We start from the raw sequence: 23,245 nt of genomic DNA, 5'->3' as shown, positions 1-23,245 counted from the left end.
CACTTCAAGTGTTCAATAGAATTTGGCCAGGCTCTCACGAATTAGTGCATACTTGAGTTAACTTCCTACTATCGCCCGACTTTCGCTCGATGATTCCATCCGTTGCTTTGCGGCATGAGTGCCGATCATGCTTAGTCTAGGACGTTCGATCTCCTGTTCAGGCAGGTTCGCAGCTGAAGATCGGTGCCGACTAGGCCCGACCACGCACCGGAGAAAAGCTGCGTTTCCAAATCGATGTGGATCATGGCTGGGCCACCGGCGTTCGTTGTGCAATGCAGCAAAGAGCGTAAAGCTCCTTTTCGAGACGCGAAGGCGCGCTCGGCAGATACCCCGCACGAAAGATTGCCTTTGGCCACTCTCGCCACCACCGCCGCCGGCCGTCCGGTGAACGTCACGCTCGCCTTGCTCGCGCTCTCCATGGGCGGGTTCGCGATCGGCACCACCGAATTCGCCTCAATGAGCCTGTTGCCGCAAATGGCCGCCGGTCTCGGCGTGGACGAGCCGACTGCCGGCCACGTCATCAGCGCTTATGCACTTGGCGTGGTGGTGGGCGCGCCGGTGCTCGCTGTGGCGGGTGCGCGGCTGTCGCGGCGCAAGCTGCTGATCGCGCTGATGGGCTTTTTCGCATTGGCCAACGCGCTGTCGGCGCTCGCCCCGACCCTTGGCTGGATGCTGCTGTTCCGCTTTCTCAGCGGCCTGCCGCATGGGGCCTTTTTCGGCGTCGGCGCGCTGGTTGCCGCCGCGATGGTGCCGCGGGAGCGGCGCAGCCAGGCGGTCGCGCGAATGATGTTGGGGCTGACGATCGCGACCGTCGCGGGCGTGCCGTTTGCCAATGTGGTCGGCCAGGCGCTCGGCTGGCGCTGGGGCTTCGCCATTGTCGCCGTGCTCGCGGTTGCGACCGCGCTGCTACTGCTGCTCTTCGCGCCGCGCACCCCGGCGGACCGGACGGCCAGCCCGTTGCGCGAACTGTCGGCGCTCGCCAACGGCCGCGTCTGGCTGACGCTCGGCATCGGGGCGATCGGCTTTGGCGGGCTGTTCTCCGTCTACACCTATCTTGCCTCAACCATGACGGCGGTGACGGGCACGCCCGAACTGATCCCGGTGGCGCTTGCGCTGTTCGGCGTCGGCATGACGGTGGGCACGCTCGCCTGCGCGCGCGGGGCGGACCGGGCGTTGATGCCGACCGCCGGCGTGACATTGGCGTTCAGCGCTCTGATGCTCGCGCTCTATGCCCCGGCTGCGCAGCAGCCCTGGTCGATGCTGGCGATCATCACGCTGATCGGCACCGGCGGCGGGCTCGGCACCGTGCTACAGGCGCGGCTGATGGACGTCGCGGGCGACGCACAGACCCTCGCCGCGGCGCTGAACCATTCCGCCTTCAACACCGCCAATGCGCTCGGGCCTTGGCTGGGCGGGCTCGCGATCTCGGCCGGCTATGGCTGGGCCTCGACCGGCTGGGTCGGGATGGCACTGGCGCTCGGCGGCCTCGCTATCTGGGCGGTGTCGCTGGTGCTTGACCGGCGCCGCGGAGCAACGGCTAGCCGCTGACATGCTGGCTCAGCGTCCGGCGCACGGCATCGCGCCACCCGGCGACCAGCGGCGCGCGGGCTTCTGCCGCCATTTCCGGCTCGAAACATTGTTCCCGCGACCACAAGGCCGAAAGTGTGCCGAGATCAGGCCAGATCCCGGCCGCAAGGCCTGCGTGGAAGGCCGCTCCGCGCGCGGTTGTCTCCAAATCTGCGGGGCGTTCGACGGCCATGTCGGTAAGGTCGGCGAGAAACCGGCACAGCCAGTCATTGGCCGCCATACCCCCGTCGACCCGCAAGGCGTGCGGTCGGCTGCCGCCGTCGGCCACCATCGCCTCCGCCAGGTCCAGCGTCTGATACGCGACCGCTTCCAGCGCCGCGCGGGCGAGATGCGCTGCGCTCGTGTCCAGCGTCAGGCCGTGGATCGCGCCGCGCGCATCGGGATCCCAGTGCGGCGCGCCCAGGCCAACAAACGCCGGCACCATGTACACGCCGTGGCTGTTCTCCACCTTGGTCGCCATGTCGTTTGTCTGGCTGGCGTGCGTGATGATACCCAGCCCATCGCGCAGCCATTTCACCGCGGCGCCGGCGACGAAGATCGATCCTTCCAGCGCATAAGTGGTCTTGCCGTTCAGCCGGTACGCAGGCGTCGTGAGCAGGCGATGCTTGGATTCGACCGCCTGGTCGCCGGTGTTGAGCAGCATGAAGCAGCCGGTGCCATAGGTCGATTTGGCCGTGCCCCGATCGAAACAGGCCTGCCCGAACAGGGCCGCCTGCTGATCGCCCGCCATGCCGGCGATCGGGATCGCGGCATCGAAGAGCGACGGGTCCGTCGTGCCATAAACATGCGCGTTATCATGCACCTCGGGCAACATGGACGAAGGGACACCGATCAGCCGGCATAGCTCCTCGTCCCAGGCGCCGCGGTGGATGTCGAACAGCATCGTGCGGCTGGCGTTGGTCACGTCGGTGGCGTGAACCGCTCCGCCGGTAAGCCGCCACAGGAGGAAGCTGTCGATCGTGCCGAACGCAAGCTCGCCCCGTTCGGCACGGGTCCGGGCGCTGGCGACATTGTCGAGGATCCAGGCGATCTTGGTGGCGGAGAAATAGGAATCGATCAGCAGGCCGGTGCGTGAACGGATGAGCTCCTCCGCCCCTTGCTCGCGCAGCCGCGCGCATTGCGGTGCGCCGCGCCGGTCCTGCCACACGATCGCGCGGTGGATCGGCTCGCCGCTCGCGCGATCCCACACCACCGCCGTTTCGCGCTGGTTGGTGATGCCGATCGCGGCGATGTCGCGGGGCGGGACACCGCTGTTGGCGATCGCGTCGCGGGCGGTCGCCAGGGTGTCGCGCCAGATATCCTCGGGATCGTGCTCGACCCAGCCGTGCGCCGGGTAGTGCTGCGAAAACTCGACCTGCGCGATCGCCACGCGCCGGGCCTGATCGTCGAAGAGCACGCTGCGCGTCGACGTCGTTCCTTGATCGATCACCAAGATATGCGCCGCCACCACTCTCTCCAAACGAACGTTCGGGCGAACCTTGCCACCTTTCGGGCGAACGTCAAAGACTTTCGTTTGGGTCGATATTGGCGTATGGGGGCGGGATGGTGGAGGTTAGTGACATGGTGGCGGGTACGGCCGGTGACGGGGTGGACCTGTTGGTTGTCGGGGGTGGGATCAACGGCGCGGGGATCGCGCGCGATGCGGCGGGGCGCGGGCTCAGCGTATTGCTGGTCGAGCAGGACGATCTGGCGAGCCATACATCCTCCGCTTCCACCAAGCTGATCCACGGCGGCCTGCGCTACCTTGAATATGGCGAGTTCCGGCTGGTGCGCGAGGCGCTGATCGAGCGCGAGCGGCTGCTGAACATGGCGCCGCACATCATCTGGCCGCTCGAATTCGTCCTGCCGCAGACCCAATCGCCGCGCCCCGCCTGGATGGTTCGCCTGGGCCTGTTCCTGTACGATCACCTCGGCGGGCGCGAGAAGCTGCCGGGCACGCGCACCGTGAAGCTCGCGGACTCGCCCGTCGGCGCGGGTCTAAGCACCAGAGAAGGCAAGGCTTTCATCTATTCGGACTGCTGGGTGGAGGACAGCCGGCTGGTGGTGCTGAACGCGATGGATGCCGCCGCCCGCGGCGCGACGATCGAGACCCGCACACGGCTGGTCGATGCAAGGCGCGTCGGCGGCGGCTGGGAAGCGATCGTCGAGGGGCCGGATGGCCGCCGCACGGTGCGCGCCAGAGCGCTCGTCAACGCCGCTGGGCCGTGGGTTGCCGACGTGCTCGGCCGGGTGCCCGATGCGCGCACCGATCGCGGGGTCAAGCTGGTCAAGGGCAGTCATATCGTAGTGCCGAAGCTCTACGAAGGCGAGCACGCCTTCATGCTGCAGAACCCCGATCGGCGCATTGTCTTCGCCATCCCCTATGAGCGCGACTTCACATTGGTCGGAACCACCGACGAGGTCTGGAGTGCGAAACCGGGCAAGGCCGCGATCAGTTCGGCCGAAACCGGATATCTTCTGGAGACAATTGGCCGGTATTTCGCAACGCCGGTCAGCGAAAACGAAATTCGCTGGTCCTATGCCGGCATCCGGCCGCTGTACGACGACAAATCGTCAAACGCATCGGCGGTGACGCGCGACTATGTGCTCGATCTCGATGCGGGCGAAGGTCGGGCGCCGATGCTGAGCATTTTCGGCGGCAAGATCACCACCTACCGCAAGCTGGCCGAGCACGCGATGAAGGAACTGGCGCCGTTCTTCCCCGGGGCAAGCGGCGCGTGGACCGCCGGTGCCGTGCTGCCCGGCGGTGATATGCCGAACGCCGATTTCGAGGCATTCCTCGGTGCCCTGAGTGCCAGCCGTCCCGACCTTCCCGCGCCGCTGCTGCGCCGGCTCGCGCGTGCCTATGGCACACGGACCGAGCGCGTGCTGGGCGCGGCGCGGACGGTGGCGGAGCTGGGCCGCTGCTTCGGCGGCGATCTGTATCAGGCCGAAGTCGATTATCTGGTCGCAGCCGAATGGGCGCGGACGAGCGAGGACATCCTGTACCGGCGCAGCAAGCTGGGGCTGCACACGCCTGCAGACACTGCCGAGGCGCTGGACGCCTATCTCGCTGCCGCGCCGCATGCGGCGGTGGCGGCCGTCGCAGGCTGATGCAACAGGGTGCGGATGTGGTGGCGCTGCGCCACCGCCAGATCCTGGAGACGGCGCGGCACACCGGCAGCGTCTCGGTCGAGGCGCTCGCCGAAACATTGGGCGTGACGCCGCAGACGATCCGCAAGGACCTGAACCTGCTCGCCAAGAAATCGATGCTGTCGCGCGTCCATGGCGGCGCGGTGGTGACATCGGGCGTCGACAATCTGCGTTATGCCGAGCGGCGACTGGTGGCGGCAGAGACCAAGGACGCGATCGGCGCGGCCGCCGCCGCACTGGTGCCCGACGGATCGAGCCTGTTCATCAACATCGGATCGACCACCGAGGCGATCGCCCGGCATCTGACGAGACATCGCGAGTTGATGGTGATCACCAACAATCTCAACGTCGTCGACATCCTGGCCGATTGCCCCGGCATCGAGGTGATCGCCGCCGGCGGCCGTGTACGCCCGGGCGATCGCGCGGTGATCGGCGCGCTGGCGATGGATTTCATCCGCAGCTTTCGCGTCGATTACGCGCTGATCGGCGCCTCCGCGATCGAGGCGGACGGCACCTTCCTCGACTTCGACGTGGACGAGGTGCGCGTGTCGCAGACGATCATCGCGCAGGCGCGCAAGGTGATCCTGACGCTCGATTCGTCCAAGCTCGGCCGCCCTGCCCCGGTGCGGATCGGCGATCTGGGCGACATCGACTATCTGGTGACCGACGCGGTGGATGACGCGCTGGAGTCGGCGTGCGACGCGTCGGACGTGACGGTCGTGAGAGTGATCGGCGATTGAGATTCGATTATCGAACCCGAAGCGCCTGCCTGGCATCGGAGAAGCTCCTGTGAAAAGCTTTGTCCGCGCCGCAGAGTGCATGACCCCGGCTCCTTCGGCAGAGCTCAGGCCAGGCCTGTGCCGGGGTCCAGGGTTGCGCGGGTTCACCAGCGCCGGATCTGCCGAACCCTGGATGTCGGGACGATCCCGGCCGACGATGTAAAGTGCGCTGGAGGGCCACCTGCGCCGGAGCCGGAGGGGCGCGCTCGGGGCGCGTACTTCGCCAGGCCCAGGACGAACGAATGGGGTGTCCACACTGGTGGACGACTCGCTTTAAGGTGACAGGGAGCAAGGAAGCGGTGGGCGATGGATCGGCTTGATTTCCACGAAGCGCGTGCAGTCTCTCGGCGTCGGCTGCTGGCGGCGGGGATCGCCGGTGGCGGCGCGATGCTGGCGGGGCGAGCGCTGGGCGCGGATGTCGACCTGCGACTGCCCGGTGGACCGTCCCGGCGTGCGATGACGAGCGACTTTCCGCAGAAAGGCGCGATGATCCTGCAGCGCGTGCGGCCGGCGCTGCTGGAGACGCCAATGGAGGTGTTCCAGCAATCGCTCTACACGCCCAATGACCGTTTCTTCGTCCGCTGGCATTGGGGCGACCTGCCGACGAGCGTCGATGTCGAGACCTATCGCATCCGCGTCGGCGGGCATGTTGAACGGCCGCTGTCGATCTCGCTGGCGCAATTGCTCAGGATGCCGCGGATCGAGCTGGCGGCGGTGAACCAATGTTCGGGCAATTCGCGCGGGCTGTTCCAGCCGCGCGTGCCGGGCGCGCAATGGGGCCATGGCGCGATGGGCAATGCCAAATGGATGGGCGTGCCGCTGCGCCATGTGCTCGACCTTGCCGGCGTGCGCGGCGGCGCGGTGGCGGTGCGCGTCGGCGCGATGGACAAGCCGCTGGTGGCGGGCGCGCCCGATTTCGAGAAGTCCCTAGGCGTGGATCATGCGCGCGATGGCGAGGTGATGCTGGCGTTCGCGATGAATGGCGAGCAATTGCCGCTGCTCAACGGCTTTCCCGTGCGGCTGGTCGTCCCGGGCTGGTTCTCGACCTATTGGATGAAGACGGTGGATACGATCGAGGTGCTGCCCGCGCCCGACGAGCGTTACTGGATGGCCAAGGCCTACAAGATCCCCACCGCTCCGCGCGCAAATGTGGTGCCGGGATCGAAGGATTTTCCCAGCGAGCCGATCAACCGGATGATCCCGCGATCGTGGATCACCAGCGTCGCCGATGGCGCGACCTATGGCTATGATCCGGTTCTGCCGATCGAGGGGATCGCGATGGGCGGCGACAGGGGCGTGGCGCGGGTCGACATATCGGCGACCGGCGGCCGGACGTGGGAGCCGGCGACGCTTGGCCGCGAGGATGATCGCTACGGCTTCCGCCGCTTCACCGCGCGGGTGAACGTGCCGCGGCCGGGGCGCGTGAAGGTGATGGCGCGCTGCACCAACACGCAGGGAGAGACTCAGCCGATGGAGGCGAACTGGAACCCGGGCGGCTATATGCGCAACTGCGTCGAGCCCGTGGTCGTGAGGCTCAGCTGATGCGCGCGCCGGGATTTGCGGTGATCGCGCTGGTGCTAATCGGGGCGACGTTGGCCGTGCTGGTGGCGGTGAGCGGGCGCGAGCGCGCCGCGGCACCTGCGGTGGCTGTCTCGGCCGTGCCCGAGGCAGCGTCGGTGGCGGGCGGGGGTGTGACGCTGACGTCGACGGCGGTGGAACTGCCCGATGATGCGGCGGTGTTTCCGGACGGGCCGAACGTCGCGCTGGTCAACCAGCGGTGCGTGGCGTGCCATTCGGCGAGCATGGTGCTGACCCAGCCGAAGATGAAGCGGGAGCAGTGGCAGGCGATCGTGGAGAAGATGCGCGATACGTATCACGCGCCAGTGGCGGAGGGTGAGGTGGCGCCGATCGTGGGGTATCTGGCGGGACGGTAGGGGTGAGCGGCGCGGTTCGCTTTGGAAAGGAAAGCGGATGGTCAGCTAAACCATCGGGTATGCATCGCATGGATGAACCCCGCGTCGTCAACGGGAAAGCCAGATGCGGAGCCGATCACCGAGTCGACGCCACAATAAGGGCAAAGAGCGGTCCCACTCTCATCCTCGACCCATTCTTCTACCTCACGGACTTCAAACGTCTTTTTACAGAAGAAGCAGCCACACACATCGCTGCGTTCTAACTCCGCCCGGTGATTGGCCGAATGCCGGTGGGCGGCGTCGAGCGTGGCATATGGGAGGTCCATTGACGCTGCTTCGGGCAGCTTGGGAATGTCCGCAAGTGGGCGTTAGCGGTCGTTGATCATGCCTCCTGGAGCTTCGCGGAGGCGAGGTTAACCCGAAAACGAGCTCAGGGCGATGGGAGGGTGGGGTGGCGGCCACCGAGCCAGCCATCCGGTTGTCATCCCCGCCTTCGCAGGAATGACGGGCGGGGGATCCGCCGCGATCGCTCGTCGGGCATTATGTCCTATGGGACAGATGCGCAGGCCTCGCTTATGGACGACGGCATGAGCACCGCCTTTCCCGAGACCGCGCGCCCTACCATTCGCGATGTCGCGCGGATTGCGGGGGTATCGATCAAGACCGTGTCGCGCGTCATCAACGACCAGCAATATGTCAGCGCCGACAAGCGCGAGCGGGTGCGTCAGGTGATGACGGAGATCGGCTTCAAGCCCAGTCACGCCGCGCGGGCGCTGGCGGGACACAAATCGCACCAGATCGCGCTGATCTGCGACAATCCCAATCCCTGGTATGTGTACGAGATCCAGTTCGGCGTGCGCGAACGCTGTGCGCGCGACAAGATCCGCATGATCGCGCAGCCTTATGATCGTGCCTCGCCGACGCTGTTCGACGATATCGTGGCGCTGCTCGATCAGGCGAATCCCGATGGGCTGGTGCTGGCTCCGCCGGCATGTGACGACACCCGGGTGCTCGACGAACTGACGCGGCGTGGCACGCCCTTTGTCCGGCTGCAGCCGGGACTGCGGATCGACGAAGGGCCGGCGGCGCTGATCGACAATGAGCGCGCCGCCTTTGACATGACGACGCACCTGCTCGGCCTGGGGCACCGCCGCATCGGCTTCATCGTCGGCGATCGCAGCTATGCGGCATCGGGCCAGCGGCTGGCGGGATATATCGGCGCGCTGGGCGAGCAGGCGGTGGAGATCGACCTTGATCTGATTCGCCAGGGACAGTTCGACGTGGCCTCGGGGGAGGCGGCGGCCGACGCGTTACTGTCGCTGTCGCAGCCGCCGACCGCGATCTTTGCCTCGAGCGACGACATGGCGGCGGGCGTGCTCGCCGCCGCGCATCGCCGCGGCGTGCGCGTGCCCGGCGCATTGTCCGTCGCAGGGTTTGACGACGGGCCGACCGCGACGATCGTCTGGCCCGCACTGACGACGGTGCGCCAGCCGGTGCGCGCGCTGGCCGAAGCGGCGACCGACCTGCTCCTCTCCCCGGCGCAGGGCGAAGGGCCGCAGCGGCGCCTGCTCGCCCATGAAGTGGTGCCACGCGCCTCATCCGCGCCACCAACCGGTTGATTAATGTCGTGTCTTGGGTGACACCGTTGTCTTAAGGTTGATGGAGAGGATGATAGTGGAAGGCATCGGCAATACGCGCCGGCTGTTGATCGTGGGGCTGGCCTTCACGGCGATCATGCTCAACTACGTCGACCGGCAGATCATCGCGCTGTTGAAACCGATGTTGCAGAGCGAGTTCGGCTGGAGCGACCGCGACTACAGCCACATGGCGTCCGCATTCCAATTCTCCGCGGCGGTGGCGTTCCTTGGCACCGGCTGGTTCATCGACCGCATCGGCCTGAGGCGCGGGTTTGCGATCGGCGTGGGCGCGTGGAGCCTTGCCGGCATGGCCCATGCCTTTGTCACGAGCGTCGGCGGATTCGTCGGCGTGCGCGCGGCGCTGGGCGCGGCCGAATCGATCGGCACGCCGGCGCAGGTGAAGACGGCCGCGACCTATTTCCCGCCCGAGCAGCGATCTTTGATGCTCGGCGTCGGTAACATGGCATCGAATTTCGGCGCGGTGGTCGCGCCCTTGACGATCCCGGCGCTGGCGCTGGCGCTCGGCTGGCGCGCGGCGTTCCTGATCGCGGGCGGACTGGGACTCGTGTGGGTCTTGGCGTGGTTCGCCGTCACCCCGCGCACGTCGAAGACACCCGGCGCGGCGGGCAGCGCGGACGGGGACCGCGGCGCATCGGTGCCATGGTCGTCGCTGCTGCGCGACCGGCGGCAATGGGCGGTGATCGCGGCCAAGGCACTGAGCGACCAGGTGTGGTGGTTCCTCCTGTTCTTCATGCCCGACCTGTTCCACCGCATGTTCGGCATGAGCCAGGGAAGCCTCGGCCTGCCGATCGCGACCATCTATTTCCTTGCCGCGCTGGGCAGCCTCAGCGGCGGAATCCTGCCGACATACCTGCTGCGGCGGGGAGTCGACGTGAACCGCGCGCGCAAGGGATCGATGCTGCTCTACGCGCTGCTGATCCTGCCAGTGCCGCTGGTACTGCTGACGGGCGACCCTTGGGTGGCGGCGGGGCTGCTTGGGCTGGGCCTGTTCGCGCACCAGGGCTTCTCCACCAACGTCTTTGCGATGACCGCCGATATCTTTCCATCACGGATGATCGGAACGGCGATCGGCATCGGCGCATTTGCCGGCAATCTCAGCGGCATGGGCATGATCGAGCTGGCCGGCTGGTCGCTCGACAACGGCCATGGCTATACGCCGATGCTGCTGATCTGCGGGGGTTCGTATCTGGTCGCACTGCTGCTGATCCACCTGCTCGTGCCGAAGCTGGTGGTGGCGGAGCCGGGGACGGCGAAGGTGGCGCGGGCGGGACATTGAAAACGGTCGCGACGAGCCACGTGTCCTCACCCTGAGCTGGCTTCAGCATCGAACCGCCCCGTCGACGGGACGTTGCTCAAGTCACGATGGATGCTGAAACAGGTTCGGAAGACTGCTGGCTGAGCGCGACCGCTTCCGCCGAATTGCGGCCATCGCTCCCATGTGACACCTCTGTTCACATGAGGTCTCGACTACTGCTTGCTATGGCGCTTCTGACGGGTTGCGCGTCCAGCGTTCGCTTTGGTCAGCCCTCTGACTCAATCGTCAAAAGTGGCATCTTCCACACTGGCGAGCATGCTCACTTAGAGACATCCAACGGAGATGTATTTGAGCTTCGAGTGCCAGCGGCGCGAGACCGTCAGCGGCTCTATGCACTTGCGCCAATCACGCCCGAAACGATGGAGCCGCAGTGCCTTCACCTGCGCGTCGCTGGAAAGATGAATGGAGCGACAGAGCTAGGACGCCCCATCTTTGTGGTTTCCAAGGTTAATGAAGCCGAGGCGATCGGTTGCGGTGACAACGTCCGCTAACCACCCCAAGCCCGCCGAACTCCGACATTCCGCTCACGCCCCAGAAGCGGACATCAAGCCTTGCGCTGTTGCAACGCCCAGTAGGTCACCGCAGACACACAGCCGTAAATGCTAAAGACTGTCTGCAGGCCTGGAAGGCCGCTCGCCAGCGCAAGACCGATCGCGACACCTGCGAATGCTCCTACCAAACCGAAGACAATGAGGTTGTCGAGGTGAAGGCGACGCAAGAGGAGAGCCGTAGGCGTGCCAACGACCAACAGGGCTGCAAGAATGAAGGGGAACGGAAAAGCGATCGCGAAGGCCGCTCGCGCGAAGACTGGTCCAGCCGCGAAAGCCTCTGGATCAAAGAAGAACTCGTAGAAGCTATTGCCCAGCGCGCCCGCAATCGCCGTCAACGTCGCCGCCATTAGCAATTGGCCTACGAAAGAGCCGATCGCTTTTCCCGGCTGGGAAGTATGCGTGACTGCCGTGTCCGTCATCAACCCTCGATAGCAGAAAAGTCCGCTTCCCACCATTTACGGTCTGACGAATGCAGCACACTGGTGCGTTCTCACGGTTGCAATATTTGCGGAACCATGGATCCCCGCCTTCGCCGGGATGACGGCTTGGAGTGTGGGCGTGGGTGCACCCTCGTTATTCCGCACGAAAAAAGCCCCCGGATTGCTCCGGGGGCTAGGGCTTCTGACTTGGGGAGGGGGCGTCAGAAGTTGATGCGGCCGGTGACGCCGTAATAGCGGTCGGCGTCGCGCGGGATCTGATAGCGGTAGCTGCCTGCAGGACCGCCGTTCTGGATCGCGGCGGCGTAGCTCTGGTCGAACAGGTTGCGGACCTGGAAGGTCAGGCGGAAGCGATCGTCCTGGTCGCCCACCCCGGCCGACAGGTTGACGAGGCCGTAGCCGTCGATCGTGCCCAGCTGACGCTGCACCGCATCCGGCGAGAAGAGCGCGAGCTGCTTCGACTGATAATTGCCCTGCGCACCGAGGAACACGTCCACCGCGCCGCCAGTGCGCCAGCGATAATCCACGCCCAGCGAGCCCTTCCATTCCGGCGCGAAGGGCAGAGAGGTGCCCGCCGGAATTACCGCCGTCACCGGGGCGCCGGGCGCCTGGAAGAAGCGGTCGACATGCGCGTCGGTGTAGGCGAGGCCGCCCGAGATCGACAGGTCGTCGGCCGGCCGCAGCACGATGTCCGCCTCCACGCCGCGGGTCGAGACTTCACCCGCGTTGGTGAAGCGGGTGACCACCACGCCGGCGACGAGATCCGGGTTGTTCGCCTGGAAATTGTCGTACTTGGCGTAGAAGGCCGCAAGGTTCAGCGTCAGCAGGCCGTTGAACAGCGTGTTCTTGAGGCCGATCTCGTAGCTGTCCGACGTTTCCGCGGCGATCACGTTCGTGCCGTTGGCGTTCAGATTGTAGAAGACGTTGAACGCCGGACCCTTGTAGCCGCGCGTCCAGCCGCCGTAGGCGACCACATCACGGCTGACGTCGAATTGCAGCGAGGCCTTGCCCGACCAATTGTCGTTGGTGGTCTTGCCGCGCCACGCGATGCCATTCGAAGCGGCGACCGCCTGGGTCTGTGCGGCGCCCGGCGCCACGCCGGCGGCGAGCAGCTCATTGTAGCGATCAAACACGCCCTGATCGAAGTTCGCATTCACGCCGGGGCCGGCCAGCGTCGTCGCGCGACGGTGCCACACGTTGAGCTGATCGGTGGTGTAGCGCAGCCCGCCAATGAAGCGGAACCGATCAGTGAAGTTGACGGTGAACTGGCTGAACGCGGCGATATTCTGAAACACCGAGCCGAACGTCGCGACACCGAACGGATTGGTGGTCGCCGGTGCGCCAGCGCTGCCGCACGGGATCAGCGTGGTCGGCGTGGTGGCCGCGTTGCAGTTCACCACCGAGCGCGAAAAGGTCCGCTCCGACGCGGCGCGCGAATAATAGAGGCCGACGACATAGGAGATGAACTGCTGCGACGGCGAGGTCAGGCGCAGTTCCTGGCTGAAGGTATCGCCGGTCTGCGGCCCGAGATCGTGAAGCTGCGTAAAGCCGACATAGGGCGCGGCCAGGAAGTCACCATCGCGGATCTCAGTGTTCGAATATTCGCGATAGGCGGTGATGCTGGTGACCGTCTGATTGCCGAGTTCGGTATCGATCTGCAGCGAGGCGCCGTAGCTTTCCTCCTCAGTCCGCGTGATCAGGTTCTGGTTCACCCGGCGCGTCTCATCGCCGCGCGGCGCCGGCAGCACGGCGGAGATCGGGCTGGTGATCGGCTCGCCGGCGCCGTTGAGCGGGCCGGTCCCGATCACCTCGGCGCAGCAATTATCGTCGTTCTTGCGATAATCGGCGATGAAGGCGACGGTGGTCGCATCGCTGGGCATCCACTTCAGCTGGACGCGACCGCCGACATGCTCATAGCCGTTGACGCGGCGGCCATCGAAGGCGTCGTTGCGGATGTTACCGTCATACCGGCTGTAGAAGCCGGTAAAGCGCGACAGCAGGTTGTCGGTGATCGGCACGTTGAGGGCACCGCGGACGCGCGCCTCGTCTCCGCCGGTGAAATAGCTGCCTTCCAGATAGCCGCCGAATTCCCGCTCCGGCTGCTTGGTGACGATGTTGATCACGCCGGCGGAGGCATTCTTGCCGAACAGCGTGCCCTGCGGCCCGCGCAGCACTTCCATCCGCTCCACGTCGACGAGATCGCCGAACGCCTCGCCGGTGCGCGCCAGCACCACACCGTCGACCACCGCCGAAACCGAGGGCTCGCCAGCGATCGAGAAGGTGGTGGTGCCGACACCGCGCAGGAACAGCGATTGATTGAGCGTCGTGCCCGATTTCAGGATGTTGAGTGCGGGCACCAGCGTCGTCGCGCCTTCGAGGCCGGGCGCGCCGGTATTGGCCAGCGCCTCACCGCCCACGACGGAGACGGCCAGTGGCACGTCCTGGAGGCGTTCGCTGCGCTTCTGCGCGGTGACAACGATGTCGCCCATCGAGGCATCAGCCGATTCGGCCGATTCGGCCGCGACACCCGGTGCCGGCGCCGTCTCCTGTGCCGCTGCCGGCTCCCCAGTCTGCGCTTCTGGCGACATCGCCTGCGCCGAGACGCCCTGCGCCGCCACGGCAAACGCAGCGCTCGCGGCAAGCAAAAGCGCCTTGTTAGAGAAACTTACCATTACCCTCTCCTACCCCAAACCAGTCACACGCCGCACAATCCGCGACCGCCATCTTTAATCCCCTTAGTTGATGGGGATTCCCGTGGCGACCCTCCGAATTCGGCAAAGGTCCAATTGACCGCTTTCCTGTACGCGAGATCGCCCATATAAGACAACGGTGTCTTATTTGCCCTCCCCCGCTCGCTCCGTCGCTCTGGGCGACACCGGTCTCACCATCAGCACCATCGCCTGGGGCATGTGGCGCTTCCGCGGCACCGATGTCGCCGCCGCCCGCGCGCTGGTCGAGGCGGCGTTCGATGCCGGCGTGACCCTGTTCGACACCGCCGACATCTATGGCCCTGACAATGATGAGGAATTCGGTGCTGCCGAGGCGCTGCTCGGCCGCGTCTTTGCCGAGGCGCCGGAGCTGCGCGACAAGATGGTGCTCGCGTCTAAGGGCGGGATCCGCATGGGCGTGCCGTATGATTCGAGCGCGACCTATCTGGCGGAGGCGATCGACGCGTCGCTGACCCGACTCGGCTGCGACAAGATCGATCTTTATCAGATCCACCGGCCGGACATGCTGGCGCACCCGCAGGAAGTGGCCCGCGCGCTCGACGATGCGCGCGCCGCCGGCAAGATCACCGCCATTGGCGTGTCAAACCATACGCCAGCGCAGACCGCCGCGCTGGCCGAATATCTGACCGTTCCGGTCGTCAGCCACCAGCCGGAGTTCTCGGCCCTCACGACAAAGCCGCTGTTCGACGGCCTGTTCGATCAGGCGATGCAGCGCGGAATGGCGGTGCTGGCCTGGTCGCCGTTGGGCGGCGGTCGCCTTGCCGATCCGAAGGACGAGCGCGCGCGCGCCGTGTCCGCCCTGCTCGACGTGAAGGCCGAGGTGGCCGGCGTCGATCGTGCGGCGGCCGCCTATAGCTGGATCATGGCGCACCCCGCGCGCCCGATCCCGATCGTCGGCACGCAGAATGCGGCGCGGATCGCCACGATCCCCGACGCCTACAAACCGCAGTGGACGCGCGAGGAGTGGTACGCCGTCCTTCAAGCCAGCATGGGAGAGCGTTTGCCGTGACGGGACCGACCAACAAAGCGTGCGAAGTCAGCTGGTTCTCCGCTCTGTGCGATGACGATTACGAGTTTCTCGGCGTTCCCGACGCCAAGCTGAAGTCAAGCTGGGAGCATTGCCGCGACATCGTGATGCAGGCCGAAAGCGGCGGGTTCGACAATATCCTGCTGCCCTCGGGCTATGCGCTGGGCATCGATACGACGGCGTTTGCGGCGGCGATCGCGACGCTGGTGAAGCGTATCCGGCTGCTGATGGCGGTCCGGATCGGCGAGAGCTGGCCGCCGCAGCTGGCGCGGCAGATCGCGACGATCGACCGCATCCTGGGCGGGCGGCTGACGGTGAACATCATCTCCTCCGACCTGCCGGGCGAGACGCTGGCGTCCGGCCCTCGCTATGCCCGCACGCTGGAGGCGATGCAGATCCTCAAGACCATGCTGAATGGCGAGCCGCTGGATCACCAGGGCGAGTTCTGGAAGCTGAAGCTCGATCCGCCGGCGGTGACGACCGTGTCGGGCAAGTGCCCGCCGCTGTATTTCGGCGGCCTGTCGCCGGATGCGCGCGAGGTCGCGGCGCAGGGCGCGGACGTGTACCTGATGTGGCCGGACAAAAAGGAAGCGGTGCAGGCGATCATCGACGACATGAGCGCGCGCGCCGCCAAGCACGGCCGCACCCTGAAGTTCGGTTATCGCGCGCATGTGATCGTGCGCGAAACCGAGACGGAGGCACGCGCTGCCGCCGATCGCCTGCTCTCGAAGCTGGACGCGGCGCAGGGCGAGGCGATCCGCAACAAGTCGCTCGATACGACCTCTACCGGCGTCGCGGCGCAGGCCGCGCTGCGCGAGGGAGCGACGGACGATGGCTATGCCGAGGAGCATCTGTGGACCGGCGTCGGCCGGGCACGCTCGGGCTGCGGCGCGGCGATCGTCGGTGATCCCGATCAGGTGCTGGCCAAGCTCAGGATGTACCAGGACATGGGGATCGAGGCGTTCATCCTGTCCGGCTATCCGCATGCCGCCGAGGCGGACCTGTTCGCGCGGCACGTGTTGCCGAAGCTCGAACATGGCCCGCTGGTTCTTTGATCGGGTGACCGGCTAGCACCGTTCCCCGGTGAAGGCCGGGGAACGGTCGGGAAGGCCGGCGTAACGAAGCTGCGGCACCCGCCAGTCGGCGTTCCGCAGCTGGACCCCGGCCTGGGCCGGGGAACCACGGGGGAGAGGACGATGACCCACAACAAGCCGCTGATCGTCGGGATCGGTGGAACAACCGTTGCCGGCTCCTCTACCGAGCGCGCGCTGCAGATTGCGCTCTGCGCCGCCGAAGATGCCGGGGCGGACGTCCGGCTGTTCGGCGGCGAAACCCTGGCCGCTTTGCCCCTCTATACCCCCGGCATTGCGCGCACCGCGGGTGAGGAGGCGCTGGTCGAAGCGATCCGCGCCGCATCGGGCGTCATCATCGCATCGCCTGGCTATCACGGCAGCGTCTCCGGCATGGTCAAGAACGCGATCGACCTGCTGGAAGAAACCGCGCGGGATGCGCGGCCGTACCTTGCCGACGTGCCGGTCGGCCTGATCGCCACCGCTTATGGCTGGCAAGCCACGGGATCGACGGTCGCCGCGCTGCGCTCGATCGCGCATGCGCTGCGCGGCTGGCCCACGCCTTTTGCGGCAACAGTGAACAGCGCGCAGGCGAAGCTTGATGCGACAGGCGGGTGCAGCGATCCGGCGGTGATCGACCAGCTCCGCCTGGTCGGGCGTCAGGTCGCGGCGGCGGCGCTGCGCGACCATGCGGCGCGGGTGGCGGCATGAGCATCCGGCTGCAGGCGGTAACGGGCGGGTTCGACGTCCTTGCGGGCGACGTGCTGGTTATACGCCACCGTGTCGAGGCGCCTGCCCTGTTCGTCGGGACGGGCAGGCCGCGCGTCGACATGTATCGCGGCAACTACTTTCTCGAGGACCGGCTTGCTGAGCGGATCGCGCTGCGCGAGGCGGTGATCGAGGGCGGCCGCGTCACGCTCTCTGCGAACGGGCGCGCGCTGCTCGCGCTGACCGTTGAGGGTGGCGCATTGGCGCTCGAGGCGCTCGATCCGAGGCTCAACCGGCTGTGGCTGACGACCGTTGGCGAGGCGGGCGAGCGCTTCTGGGGTGGCGGCGAGCAGATGTCCTATGTCGACATGGCCGGGCGGCGCTTTCCGATGTGGACGTCCGAGCCGGGCGTCGGGCGCGACAAATCGACGCTGATGACGTTCCAGTGCGACCGCGATCATCGGTCGGGCGGGGATTACTGGAACACCAACTATCCGCAGCCGACCTATCTTTCGTCCCGACGCTACGCACTGCACGTCGATACGACGGCGTATAGCTGCTTCGACTTCCGCGATGCGGCCGCGCCCGAGATCGAAATCTGGGAAATTCCCGCACGGATCGAGCTGTTTGCGGGTGACCGCTTTGCGGCGATCGTAGGCCAGCTCTCCCTGCGGTTCGGCCGCCAGCCGCAACTGCCCGCCTGGGCCTATTCGGGCGCGATCCTGGGGCTGAAGGACGGCACGCGCAGCTTCGAGCGAATGGAGGCGATCCTCGACGCGGGCGCCGTCGTGACGGGCCTTTGGTGCGAGGATTGGGTAGGCTTGCGCGTCACCAGCTTCGGCAAGCGGCTGTTCTGGGACTGGAAGGCGAACGAGGCGCGTTATCCCGGCCTGCGCCAGAAGATCGCCGAGCTGAACGACCGCGGCATCCGCTTCATGGGCTATGTGAACCCGTATCTCGCCGTTGACGGGACGCAATATGTCGAAGCGGCGGAGGCGGGATATCTGGCGCTGAAGCTCGACGCGGACGAGCCGTACATCGTCGATTTCGGCGAATTCGATTGCGGGATCGTCGACTTCACCAATCCGGCGGCGGCCGAATGGTTCGCGGATCGGGTGATCGGCCGCGAGATGCTCGACATCGGCCTGTCGGGCTGGATGGCGGACTTTGGCGAGTATCTGCCCACCGACGTGCGTCTGCACGATGGCAGCGACGGTATGCTGGCGCACAATGCCTGGCCGACGCTTTGGGCCGAGGTGAACGCGCACGCCGTTGCCAGCCGCGGCAGGACGGGCGATGCGGTCTTCTTCATGCGTGCCGGCTTCACCGGGGTCGGCGCACACTGCCCCTTGCTCTGGGCGGGCGACCAGTGCGTCGATTTCTCGCGCCATGACGGGATCGGCACGGTGATCCGGGCCGCCTTGTCCTCCGGCTTGGTCGGCAACGCTTATCACCACAGCGATCTTGGCGGGTACACCAGCCTCTACGACAACGTGCGCACGCCCGAACTGCTGATGCGCTGGAGCGAATTGTCCGCCTTTTCGCCCGTCATGCGCAGCCACGAGGGCAACCGGCCCGACAGCAACCTTCAGCTTGACGGCGATGCTGCGGTGCTGGCGCATTTCGTGGCCATGACCAAGGTTCATGCCGCACTGGCGCCCTATGTGGCGAGCCTGTCCGCGGAAGCGGCAACGACGGGCCTTCCGCTGCAGCGCGCCATGTTCCTTGATTATGAGGACGACGCGGCCTGCTGGGGCGTGGAGACGCAATTCGCGTATGGGCGCGACCTGATCGTCGCGCCGGTGATCGAGGCAGGTGCCGAGCGGTGGCGCGCCTATCTGCCCGAAGGCGCCGAATGGCGACATCTGTGGTCCGGAGAAGCGTTCAACGGCGGCACGCGCGTGGAGGTTGCGGCGCCGATCGGCCAGCCCCCGGTATTCTATCGCAGTGACAGCGACTTTGCTTCATTGTTCGCGTCGATCGGTGCTGCCTGAATGAGGCACGACGATCGTTCCTTGGCGGCGCATATCCGGGCGACAGGAGAGCGGCGGTGACCAGATACGCAACGCTGCCGCTCGCGGCCGATCTCTACAATGATCTCGAGCCCTCGCCCAAGTCGAGCTGGCGGGATCTGATGCCGGGGCTGACGGTCGCAGTGCTGGCCACGATGGCGGCGGCGTTCGTCGCCGATCATTACGGCGCACCGCTTACGTTGATGGCGCTGCTGATCGGGCTCGCGCTCAATTTCCTCGGCGCCGACCCGCGCATGGCGCCGGGGCTGGGCTTTGCCTCCAAGTCGCTGCTGCGATGGGGCATCGTGCTCGCCGGGGCGCGCATCACATTGGGGCAGATCGTCGGGCTGGGCCCGGGAACGCTGCTGGCCGTCATCGCGATCCTGCTCGTGACGCTGGCAAGCGGCGTGATCATCGCGCGTGCGCTTGGCCTTGGTAGGGCGTTCGGCACGCTGGCAGGCGGGGCGGTGGCGATCTGCGGCGCATCCGCGGCGATGGCGCTGGCGACGACATTGGGCGAGAAACGCGCCAATCAGGCACAGCTCGCGCTGGTCCTTGTCGTCATTTCGGCGGCGAGCGCGACCGCGATGTTCCTTTACCCCAGCCTCGCGCATCAGCTTGGCCTGACCGACCGGCAAGCGGGCTTCATGCTGGGCGCCTCGATCCACGATGTCGCCCAGGCGCTGGGCGCGGGGTACAGCTATTCGGATGGCGCGGGGCAGATCGCCGCGATCGTGAAGCTGACGCGGGTCGCCCTGCTCGCCCCAGTGCTCGCGCTGGTTGCGGCATTCTTCCGGCCCGAGGACGGCAAGAAAACGGGCATCACTTTGCCGTGGTTCGTGGTGGGGTTCTTCGCCTTTGCCGGGATCAACTCGCTGGGCATCATACCATCGGTGGCGAGCCGCGGTGCGCAGGATATCGCAACCGCCTGCCTCGCCTGCGCCGTCGCGGCGACCGGCATCCGCGCGCCGATGAGCTCGCTGCTGGAGACAGGGATCAAGCCGATCCTGGTGATCGTGACCGCGTCTCTCGTGGCGCTAGCACTGTCGCTGGCAGGAGCGATGGTTCTGCTTTGATGCGGCCGCGGAGGGAGCAGCCGTCCGTGTTCATGTCGGACGGGCGGAAGAGCTCATGTCGAACGCCGGCGGTTCGCTGCATTCGCTAATTCAAGGGGATTGAACACCCTGACCGGGTCGCGCAGCGAGCAACCGTGTCCAGATCGGATCGAGATTGCTGGAGACCTGATGCGCTATGCGCGAACGACAGCTCCTCATCTTCGCGCAGCGCAACAACGTCGAAAGCGAGTGCCCGAAGCGATGTTGCTTCCGAAAAAACGGTGCCAATGGCGAATAGTAACGCGCCGAAAAGTGTCGCCTAAAGCATGCGCCCGTTCGTTGTCGTGTCCGCCACGATTGTTTTGATGATTGCGCGCTCGCAGCAAAGGAATTTCGCTGAGGATCTAAACGCCAGTATCTGCTAATCTGCTGGACAGCTGGATGAGCTTCTAACTGGTGAGCGCTTGCCATGCACCCTCGCCTCGATCCTTCTCATGCAATTGCCATGGCCTATGCGGCAGCTCTGGATCGTGAGCGCTGGCGGGAGGTTCTGGCGGCACTGGTCGACGTCTCCGGCGCCACCGGCGCGCAATTGCTGAGCGGGAAACGCATCAAGGGCGAAAGCCTTGTGTCGATCGGCATCGATCCTGCAGAAGATGCGCGATACAATCAATATTATGGCGCGATTGATCCGCTGCCGCAGATGTTGGGAACCCTTGAAGCAGGCGGCATCCTGTCGTGCAGAGAGGCAATCGCAAGGGACGATACGCGACACAGCCCCTTCTTCATCGAATGGGCTGACCCCAACCATGTTTCCGATGCCGTGTTCCTCAGGTTGTCGAGCAGCTCGGACCCATTGTGCGCACTGGCGCTCGGCCACCCTTATCGCGACACGCCGTTTCTGCGCCCTGCGCTGAGAGCTTACCTTGCCGTGGTTGGGCCGCACCTGGTGAACGCCTTCGATATCTCGCGGCGTTTGGAGCGGGCGAGCTTGGAAGGGCAGGCCTGCCAGGCGTGCTTCGATCAACTGGGTCGCGGCTGGATGCTTGTCTCGGCGACCTGCCACCTACGCGACATCAATCAGACAGGACGCCTGATTTTGGATGAGGAGGATGGGCTTCGCCTCAGGCAAGGTATGATCGAGGCGGTCGATCCTGCAATCAATGCGCATCTGTTGAAATCTGTAGCCGCGGGGACCGGCATGCGCTTTGCCGCGGCTGATTTTGGCCGACCGTTCGAAATCTCTCGTGCATCCGGCGCCTCTCCGTACATGGTGAGGATGATGCCGCATCAAACGCCCGACGGTTGGTTCAACCAGGGATGTGATCACGTCGCAATCATGATCACTGATCCCGCGCGCGAGGAGCAGCACCTGATGCATGCGCTCCGGAACGACTACGGGCTCACGATTGCCGAAGCTCAAGTCGCGCTGCGGGTGCGCGGCTCCCGCGGCTTGCGCCAGGTAGCGCTGGAGCGCGGCGTGAGCCTGTCCACCACGCGTATTCACCTGCAACGTGTATTCGAGAAAACCGCGACACATCGTCAATCAGAGCTCATCATGCTCATGTCTTCGCTTTCCGCTCCGCCGCGGACCGGGAATCTCTGACGTCCCAGCAAGCGGCAGATCCTTGCGTGATCCACTCACTAGTATGAACATACGACGCATCACGACTTGCAAGCGCCTAGAATAGCTTTCTGTGATGGAGGCCGAGCATGTCCCGCATTCAGCTAATGCTGCAGTCTTCATTCACCGCTCTGATGCTGACCTGCGCGGCATGCGGTGGGGAGGATGATGCCGATGGAGGTACGGTGGTTCTTCCCCCAGCGTCGCCAGCGCCGTCACCATCACCTTCACCTTCACCAACGCCCGCTCCCACACCGGCAGGCTTCGTCGGCGCAGTTTATGCCGGTACTGACCATGTGGGAAATAACAGCGGCTTCGACGAACCGGAAAACTTCGTCGTGGCATATGGCCGTGACGTTGCCGGGATGCTGAGGCTGATCGATCATTATCCGACCGGCGGCATAGGAAGCGGCGGTGTTCCTGAAATGGACCGCGCTCGCCGTCTCAATCCACTGATGTCCGAAGACTCCCTGCTTGCGGTTGATGACCGCTATCTTCTGGTCGTTAACGCAGGTAGCAACACCGTCACGTCCTTCCGGATCAACGCCGACTTCACCCTGTCTCGCATCGACGTCGAAGACACTGGCGGCACCTTGCCGATCAGCCTCGCCTATCGAGCTGGCACGGTCTATGTCGCCAATGCGGACGAAGACGGCGCGTTCACGGCTCCTAGCGACCAGAGTGGGAACATCACGGCGCTGCGCCTTGACACAGCGACAGGTGAGCTGACCCGGCTGGATGATTTTTCCCTGAATCTGCGCGGCCGGCCGGCTGACCTTGAGGTGTCTCCGGATGGAGCTTTCTTGATCGCGTCGTCGCTGAACGCGTCGTCGCCGCGACTCCCTCAGCCAACTGCTGCGGAGTTGACGAGCTTTCGGATCCAGGCCGACGGCACACTTGAGAGCAACCCGGCGGGCACCGGTCAGTCGACAGCGATCAACAACGTCGCGGATCGCAACCTGCCTAACGCACTCGGCATCGAAGTATATGCCGCTGGCGGACGTCAGTTCGTGATCGCCGCGGAAGCTCGCACGGTGTCGTCCACCGGCACGCCCGCGGCGACGTTCGCTACCGTTCAGACGGGCTCTATCTCCACCTGGGAGATGAGCGCCGACGGTGCCCTGATCCCCCGCTCTCAAGACGTGCTGCTTGGACCGTCAAAATCTTCGGGCCCGCTTCAGGCCGGCTATCTGGCCTATTCGCCCCATTATTCCAGTTTTTGGGTCGCCGCGACCTCCGGCGCTGTGATTGCCGGCTACGGCCTCAACGCGGATGGCACGATCGCCAGAGGGGAGATTGTTGCCGCCGGCGCCGCGGTCGATCCCGCCTCGCCCACGCCGCTTGCCGGTGCCGACGGCTTTGGCGATCTCGCGCTCAGCCCGGATGGTCGCTGGCTCTATCAGATCGTCGCGCTCAGAGGCCGTATCGACGTGTATGAAGTGGACACGCTGGTCGCGACCAACATAGCCCGCCGCTACCAGGTTGAGCCAAGCATTTTGGCGTCGGACAGCCTGCAGGGGCTCGTGGCGGTGGATCGGCGTCAGCCCTGAGATGGTGTTGGCCGTCACTATCCCAATCTTTCGGGAAGCTGCGGACTCCTGCCTGCCGCCCTTTGATCAGAGCCGATCCAAGGCATGATCCGCACTGG

The 23,245-nt window shown here is 65.6% G+C and carries 18 protein-coding genes; 14 read left to right on the top strand and 4 right to left on the bottom strand.

The window, feature by feature from the left end; all coding sequences use genetic code 11:
* Positions 1-348: 348 nt before the first annotated feature.
* Positions 349-1,548: an MFS transporter gene (locus BMX36_RS13220; protein WP_371262893.1), complete on the top strand. Its 1,200-nt coding sequence runs from the start codon at positions 349-351 to the stop codon at positions 1,546-1,548.
* Here the strand turns inward: BMX36_RS13220 and glpK are convergent.
* The gene (glpK, locus tag BMX36_RS13215) at positions 1,538-3,034 is read right to left on the bottom strand and encodes a glycerol kinase GlpK (RefSeq protein ID WP_093066095.1); all 1,497 of its coding nucleotides are present in this window, start codon (positions 3,032-3,034) and stop codon (positions 1,538-1,540) included. The two genes, BMX36_RS13220 and glpK, sit on opposite strands and share 11 nt — an antisense overlap.
* A 95-nt stretch (positions 3,035-3,129) precedes the next feature.
* Between glpK and BMX36_RS13210 the strand changes: the two genes are divergently transcribed.
* The 4 genes from BMX36_RS13210 (at position 3,130) to BMX36_RS13195 (ending at position 7,432) form a co-directional block, all read left to right on the top strand.
* Positions 3,130-4,680 carry a glycerol-3-phosphate dehydrogenase gene (locus BMX36_RS13210; protein WP_256210794.1) on the top strand — a complete coding sequence of 517 codons (1,551 nt, stop codon included), beginning with the start codon at positions 3,130-3,132 and terminating at the stop codon, positions 4,678-4,680.
* Positions 4,680-5,459 (top strand): DeoR/GlpR family DNA-binding transcription regulator, encoded by a 780-nt coding sequence (locus BMX36_RS13205; protein ID WP_093066091.1) that lies wholly within the window; start codon positions 4,680-4,682, stop codon positions 5,457-5,459. Before BMX36_RS13210 ends, BMX36_RS13205 begins: the two co-directional genes overlap by 1 nt.
* 345 nt (positions 5,460-5,804) lie before the next feature.
* Positions 5,805-7,040, top strand: a complete 1,236-nt coding sequence (locus tag BMX36_RS13200; RefSeq protein WP_093066089.1) for a molybdopterin-dependent oxidoreductase — start codon at positions 5,805-5,807, stop codon at positions 7,038-7,040.
* Complete coding sequence (locus tag BMX36_RS13195) at positions 7,040-7,432, top strand: hypothetical protein (protein WP_093066087.1); 393 nt, start codon at positions 7,040-7,042, stop codon at positions 7,430-7,432. Before BMX36_RS13200 ends, BMX36_RS13195 begins: the two co-directional genes overlap by 1 nt.
* Before the next feature lie 41 nt (positions 7,433-7,473).
* On the opposite strand, the gene BMX36_RS13190 is transcribed toward BMX36_RS13195, so the two are convergent.
* The gene (locus BMX36_RS13190) at positions 7,474-7,737 is read right to left on the bottom strand and encodes a cytoplasmic protein (protein WP_093066085.1); all 264 of its coding nucleotides are present in this window, start codon (positions 7,735-7,737) and stop codon (positions 7,474-7,476) included.
* A gap of 261 nt (positions 7,738-7,998) precedes the next feature.
* On the opposite strand from BMX36_RS13190, the gene BMX36_RS13185 reads away from it, so the two are divergent.
* Together BMX36_RS13185 and BMX36_RS13180 are read left to right on the top strand one after the other, a co-directional pair.
* Entirely contained in the window at positions 7,999-9,030 is a 1,032-nt protein-coding gene (locus BMX36_RS13185) for a LacI family DNA-binding transcriptional regulator (RefSeq protein WP_093066413.1), read from the top strand.
* A gap of 40 nt (positions 9,031-9,070) precedes the next feature.
* Entirely contained in the window at positions 9,071-10,345 is a 1,275-nt protein-coding gene (locus BMX36_RS13180; RefSeq protein WP_371262892.1) for an MFS transporter, read from the top strand.
* Positions 10,346-10,928: 583 nt separating this feature from the next.
* On the opposite strand, the gene BMX36_RS13175 is transcribed toward BMX36_RS13180, so the two are convergent.
* Together BMX36_RS13175 and BMX36_RS13170 are read right to left on the bottom strand one after the other, a co-directional pair.
* Complete coding sequence (locus BMX36_RS13175; protein ID WP_093066081.1) at positions 10,929-11,354, bottom strand: hypothetical protein; 426 nt, start codon at positions 11,352-11,354, stop codon at positions 10,929-10,931.
* Between the two features lie 221 nt (positions 11,355-11,575).
* Positions 11,576-14,044 (bottom strand): TonB-dependent receptor, encoded by a 2,469-nt coding sequence (locus BMX36_RS13170; protein WP_093066079.1) that lies wholly within the window; start codon positions 14,042-14,044, stop codon positions 11,576-11,578.
* A gap of 157 nt (positions 14,045-14,201) precedes the next feature.
* Here BMX36_RS13170 and BMX36_RS13165 point away from each other — a divergent pair, with 157 nt between their 5' ends.
* The 7 genes from BMX36_RS13165 to BMX36_RS13135 all read left to right on the top strand — a co-directional run bounded on the left by BMX36_RS13165 (position 14,202) and on the right by BMX36_RS13135 (position 23,147).
* Positions 14,202-15,110: an aldo/keto reductase gene (locus tag BMX36_RS13165; protein WP_066780886.1), complete on the top strand. Its 909-nt coding sequence runs from the start codon at positions 14,202-14,204 to the stop codon at positions 15,108-15,110.
* The gene (locus BMX36_RS13160) at positions 15,107-16,183 is read left to right on the top strand and encodes an LLM class flavin-dependent oxidoreductase (RefSeq protein ID WP_093066077.1); all 1,077 of its coding nucleotides are present in this window, start codon (positions 15,107-15,109) and stop codon (positions 16,181-16,183) included. The genes BMX36_RS13165 and BMX36_RS13160 overlap by 4 nt, the downstream gene beginning before the upstream one ends.
* Positions 16,184-16,324: 141 nt before the next feature.
* Complete coding sequence (locus tag BMX36_RS13155) at positions 16,325-16,909, top strand: NADPH-dependent FMN reductase (RefSeq protein WP_093066075.1); 585 nt, start codon at positions 16,325-16,327, stop codon at positions 16,907-16,909.
* On the top strand, positions 16,906-18,900 hold the full coding sequence (locus BMX36_RS13150) for an alpha-glucosidase (protein ID WP_093066073.1): 1,995 nt from the start codon (positions 16,906-16,908) through the stop codon (positions 18,898-18,900). Before BMX36_RS13155 ends, BMX36_RS13150 begins: the two co-directional genes overlap by 4 nt.
* A gap of 56 nt (positions 18,901-18,956) precedes the next feature.
* On the top strand, positions 18,957-19,994 hold the full coding sequence (locus BMX36_RS13145; protein ID WP_256210793.1) for a YeiH family protein: 1,038 nt from the start codon (positions 18,957-18,959) through the stop codon (positions 19,992-19,994).
* A gap of 484 nt (positions 19,995-20,478) precedes the next feature.
* The gene (locus BMX36_RS13140; protein WP_093066071.1) at positions 20,479-21,579 is read left to right on the top strand and encodes a helix-turn-helix transcriptional regulator; all 1,101 of its coding nucleotides are present in this window, start codon (positions 20,479-20,481) and stop codon (positions 21,577-21,579) included.
* Between the two features lie 107 nt (positions 21,580-21,686).
* Positions 21,687-23,147: a lactonase family protein gene (locus BMX36_RS13135; protein WP_143058569.1), complete on the top strand. Its 1,461-nt coding sequence runs from the start codon at positions 21,687-21,689 to the stop codon at positions 23,145-23,147.
* Positions 23,148-23,245 lie beyond the last annotated feature (98 nt).

Source organism: Sphingomonas sp. OV641 (genome assembly GCF_900109205.1).
GTDB lineage: Bacteria > Pseudomonadota > Alphaproteobacteria > Sphingomonadales > Sphingomonadaceae > Sphingomonas.
Note: the sequence above shows the minus strand (reverse complement) of the source record. Positions and strands in the feature narration are given on the sequence as shown.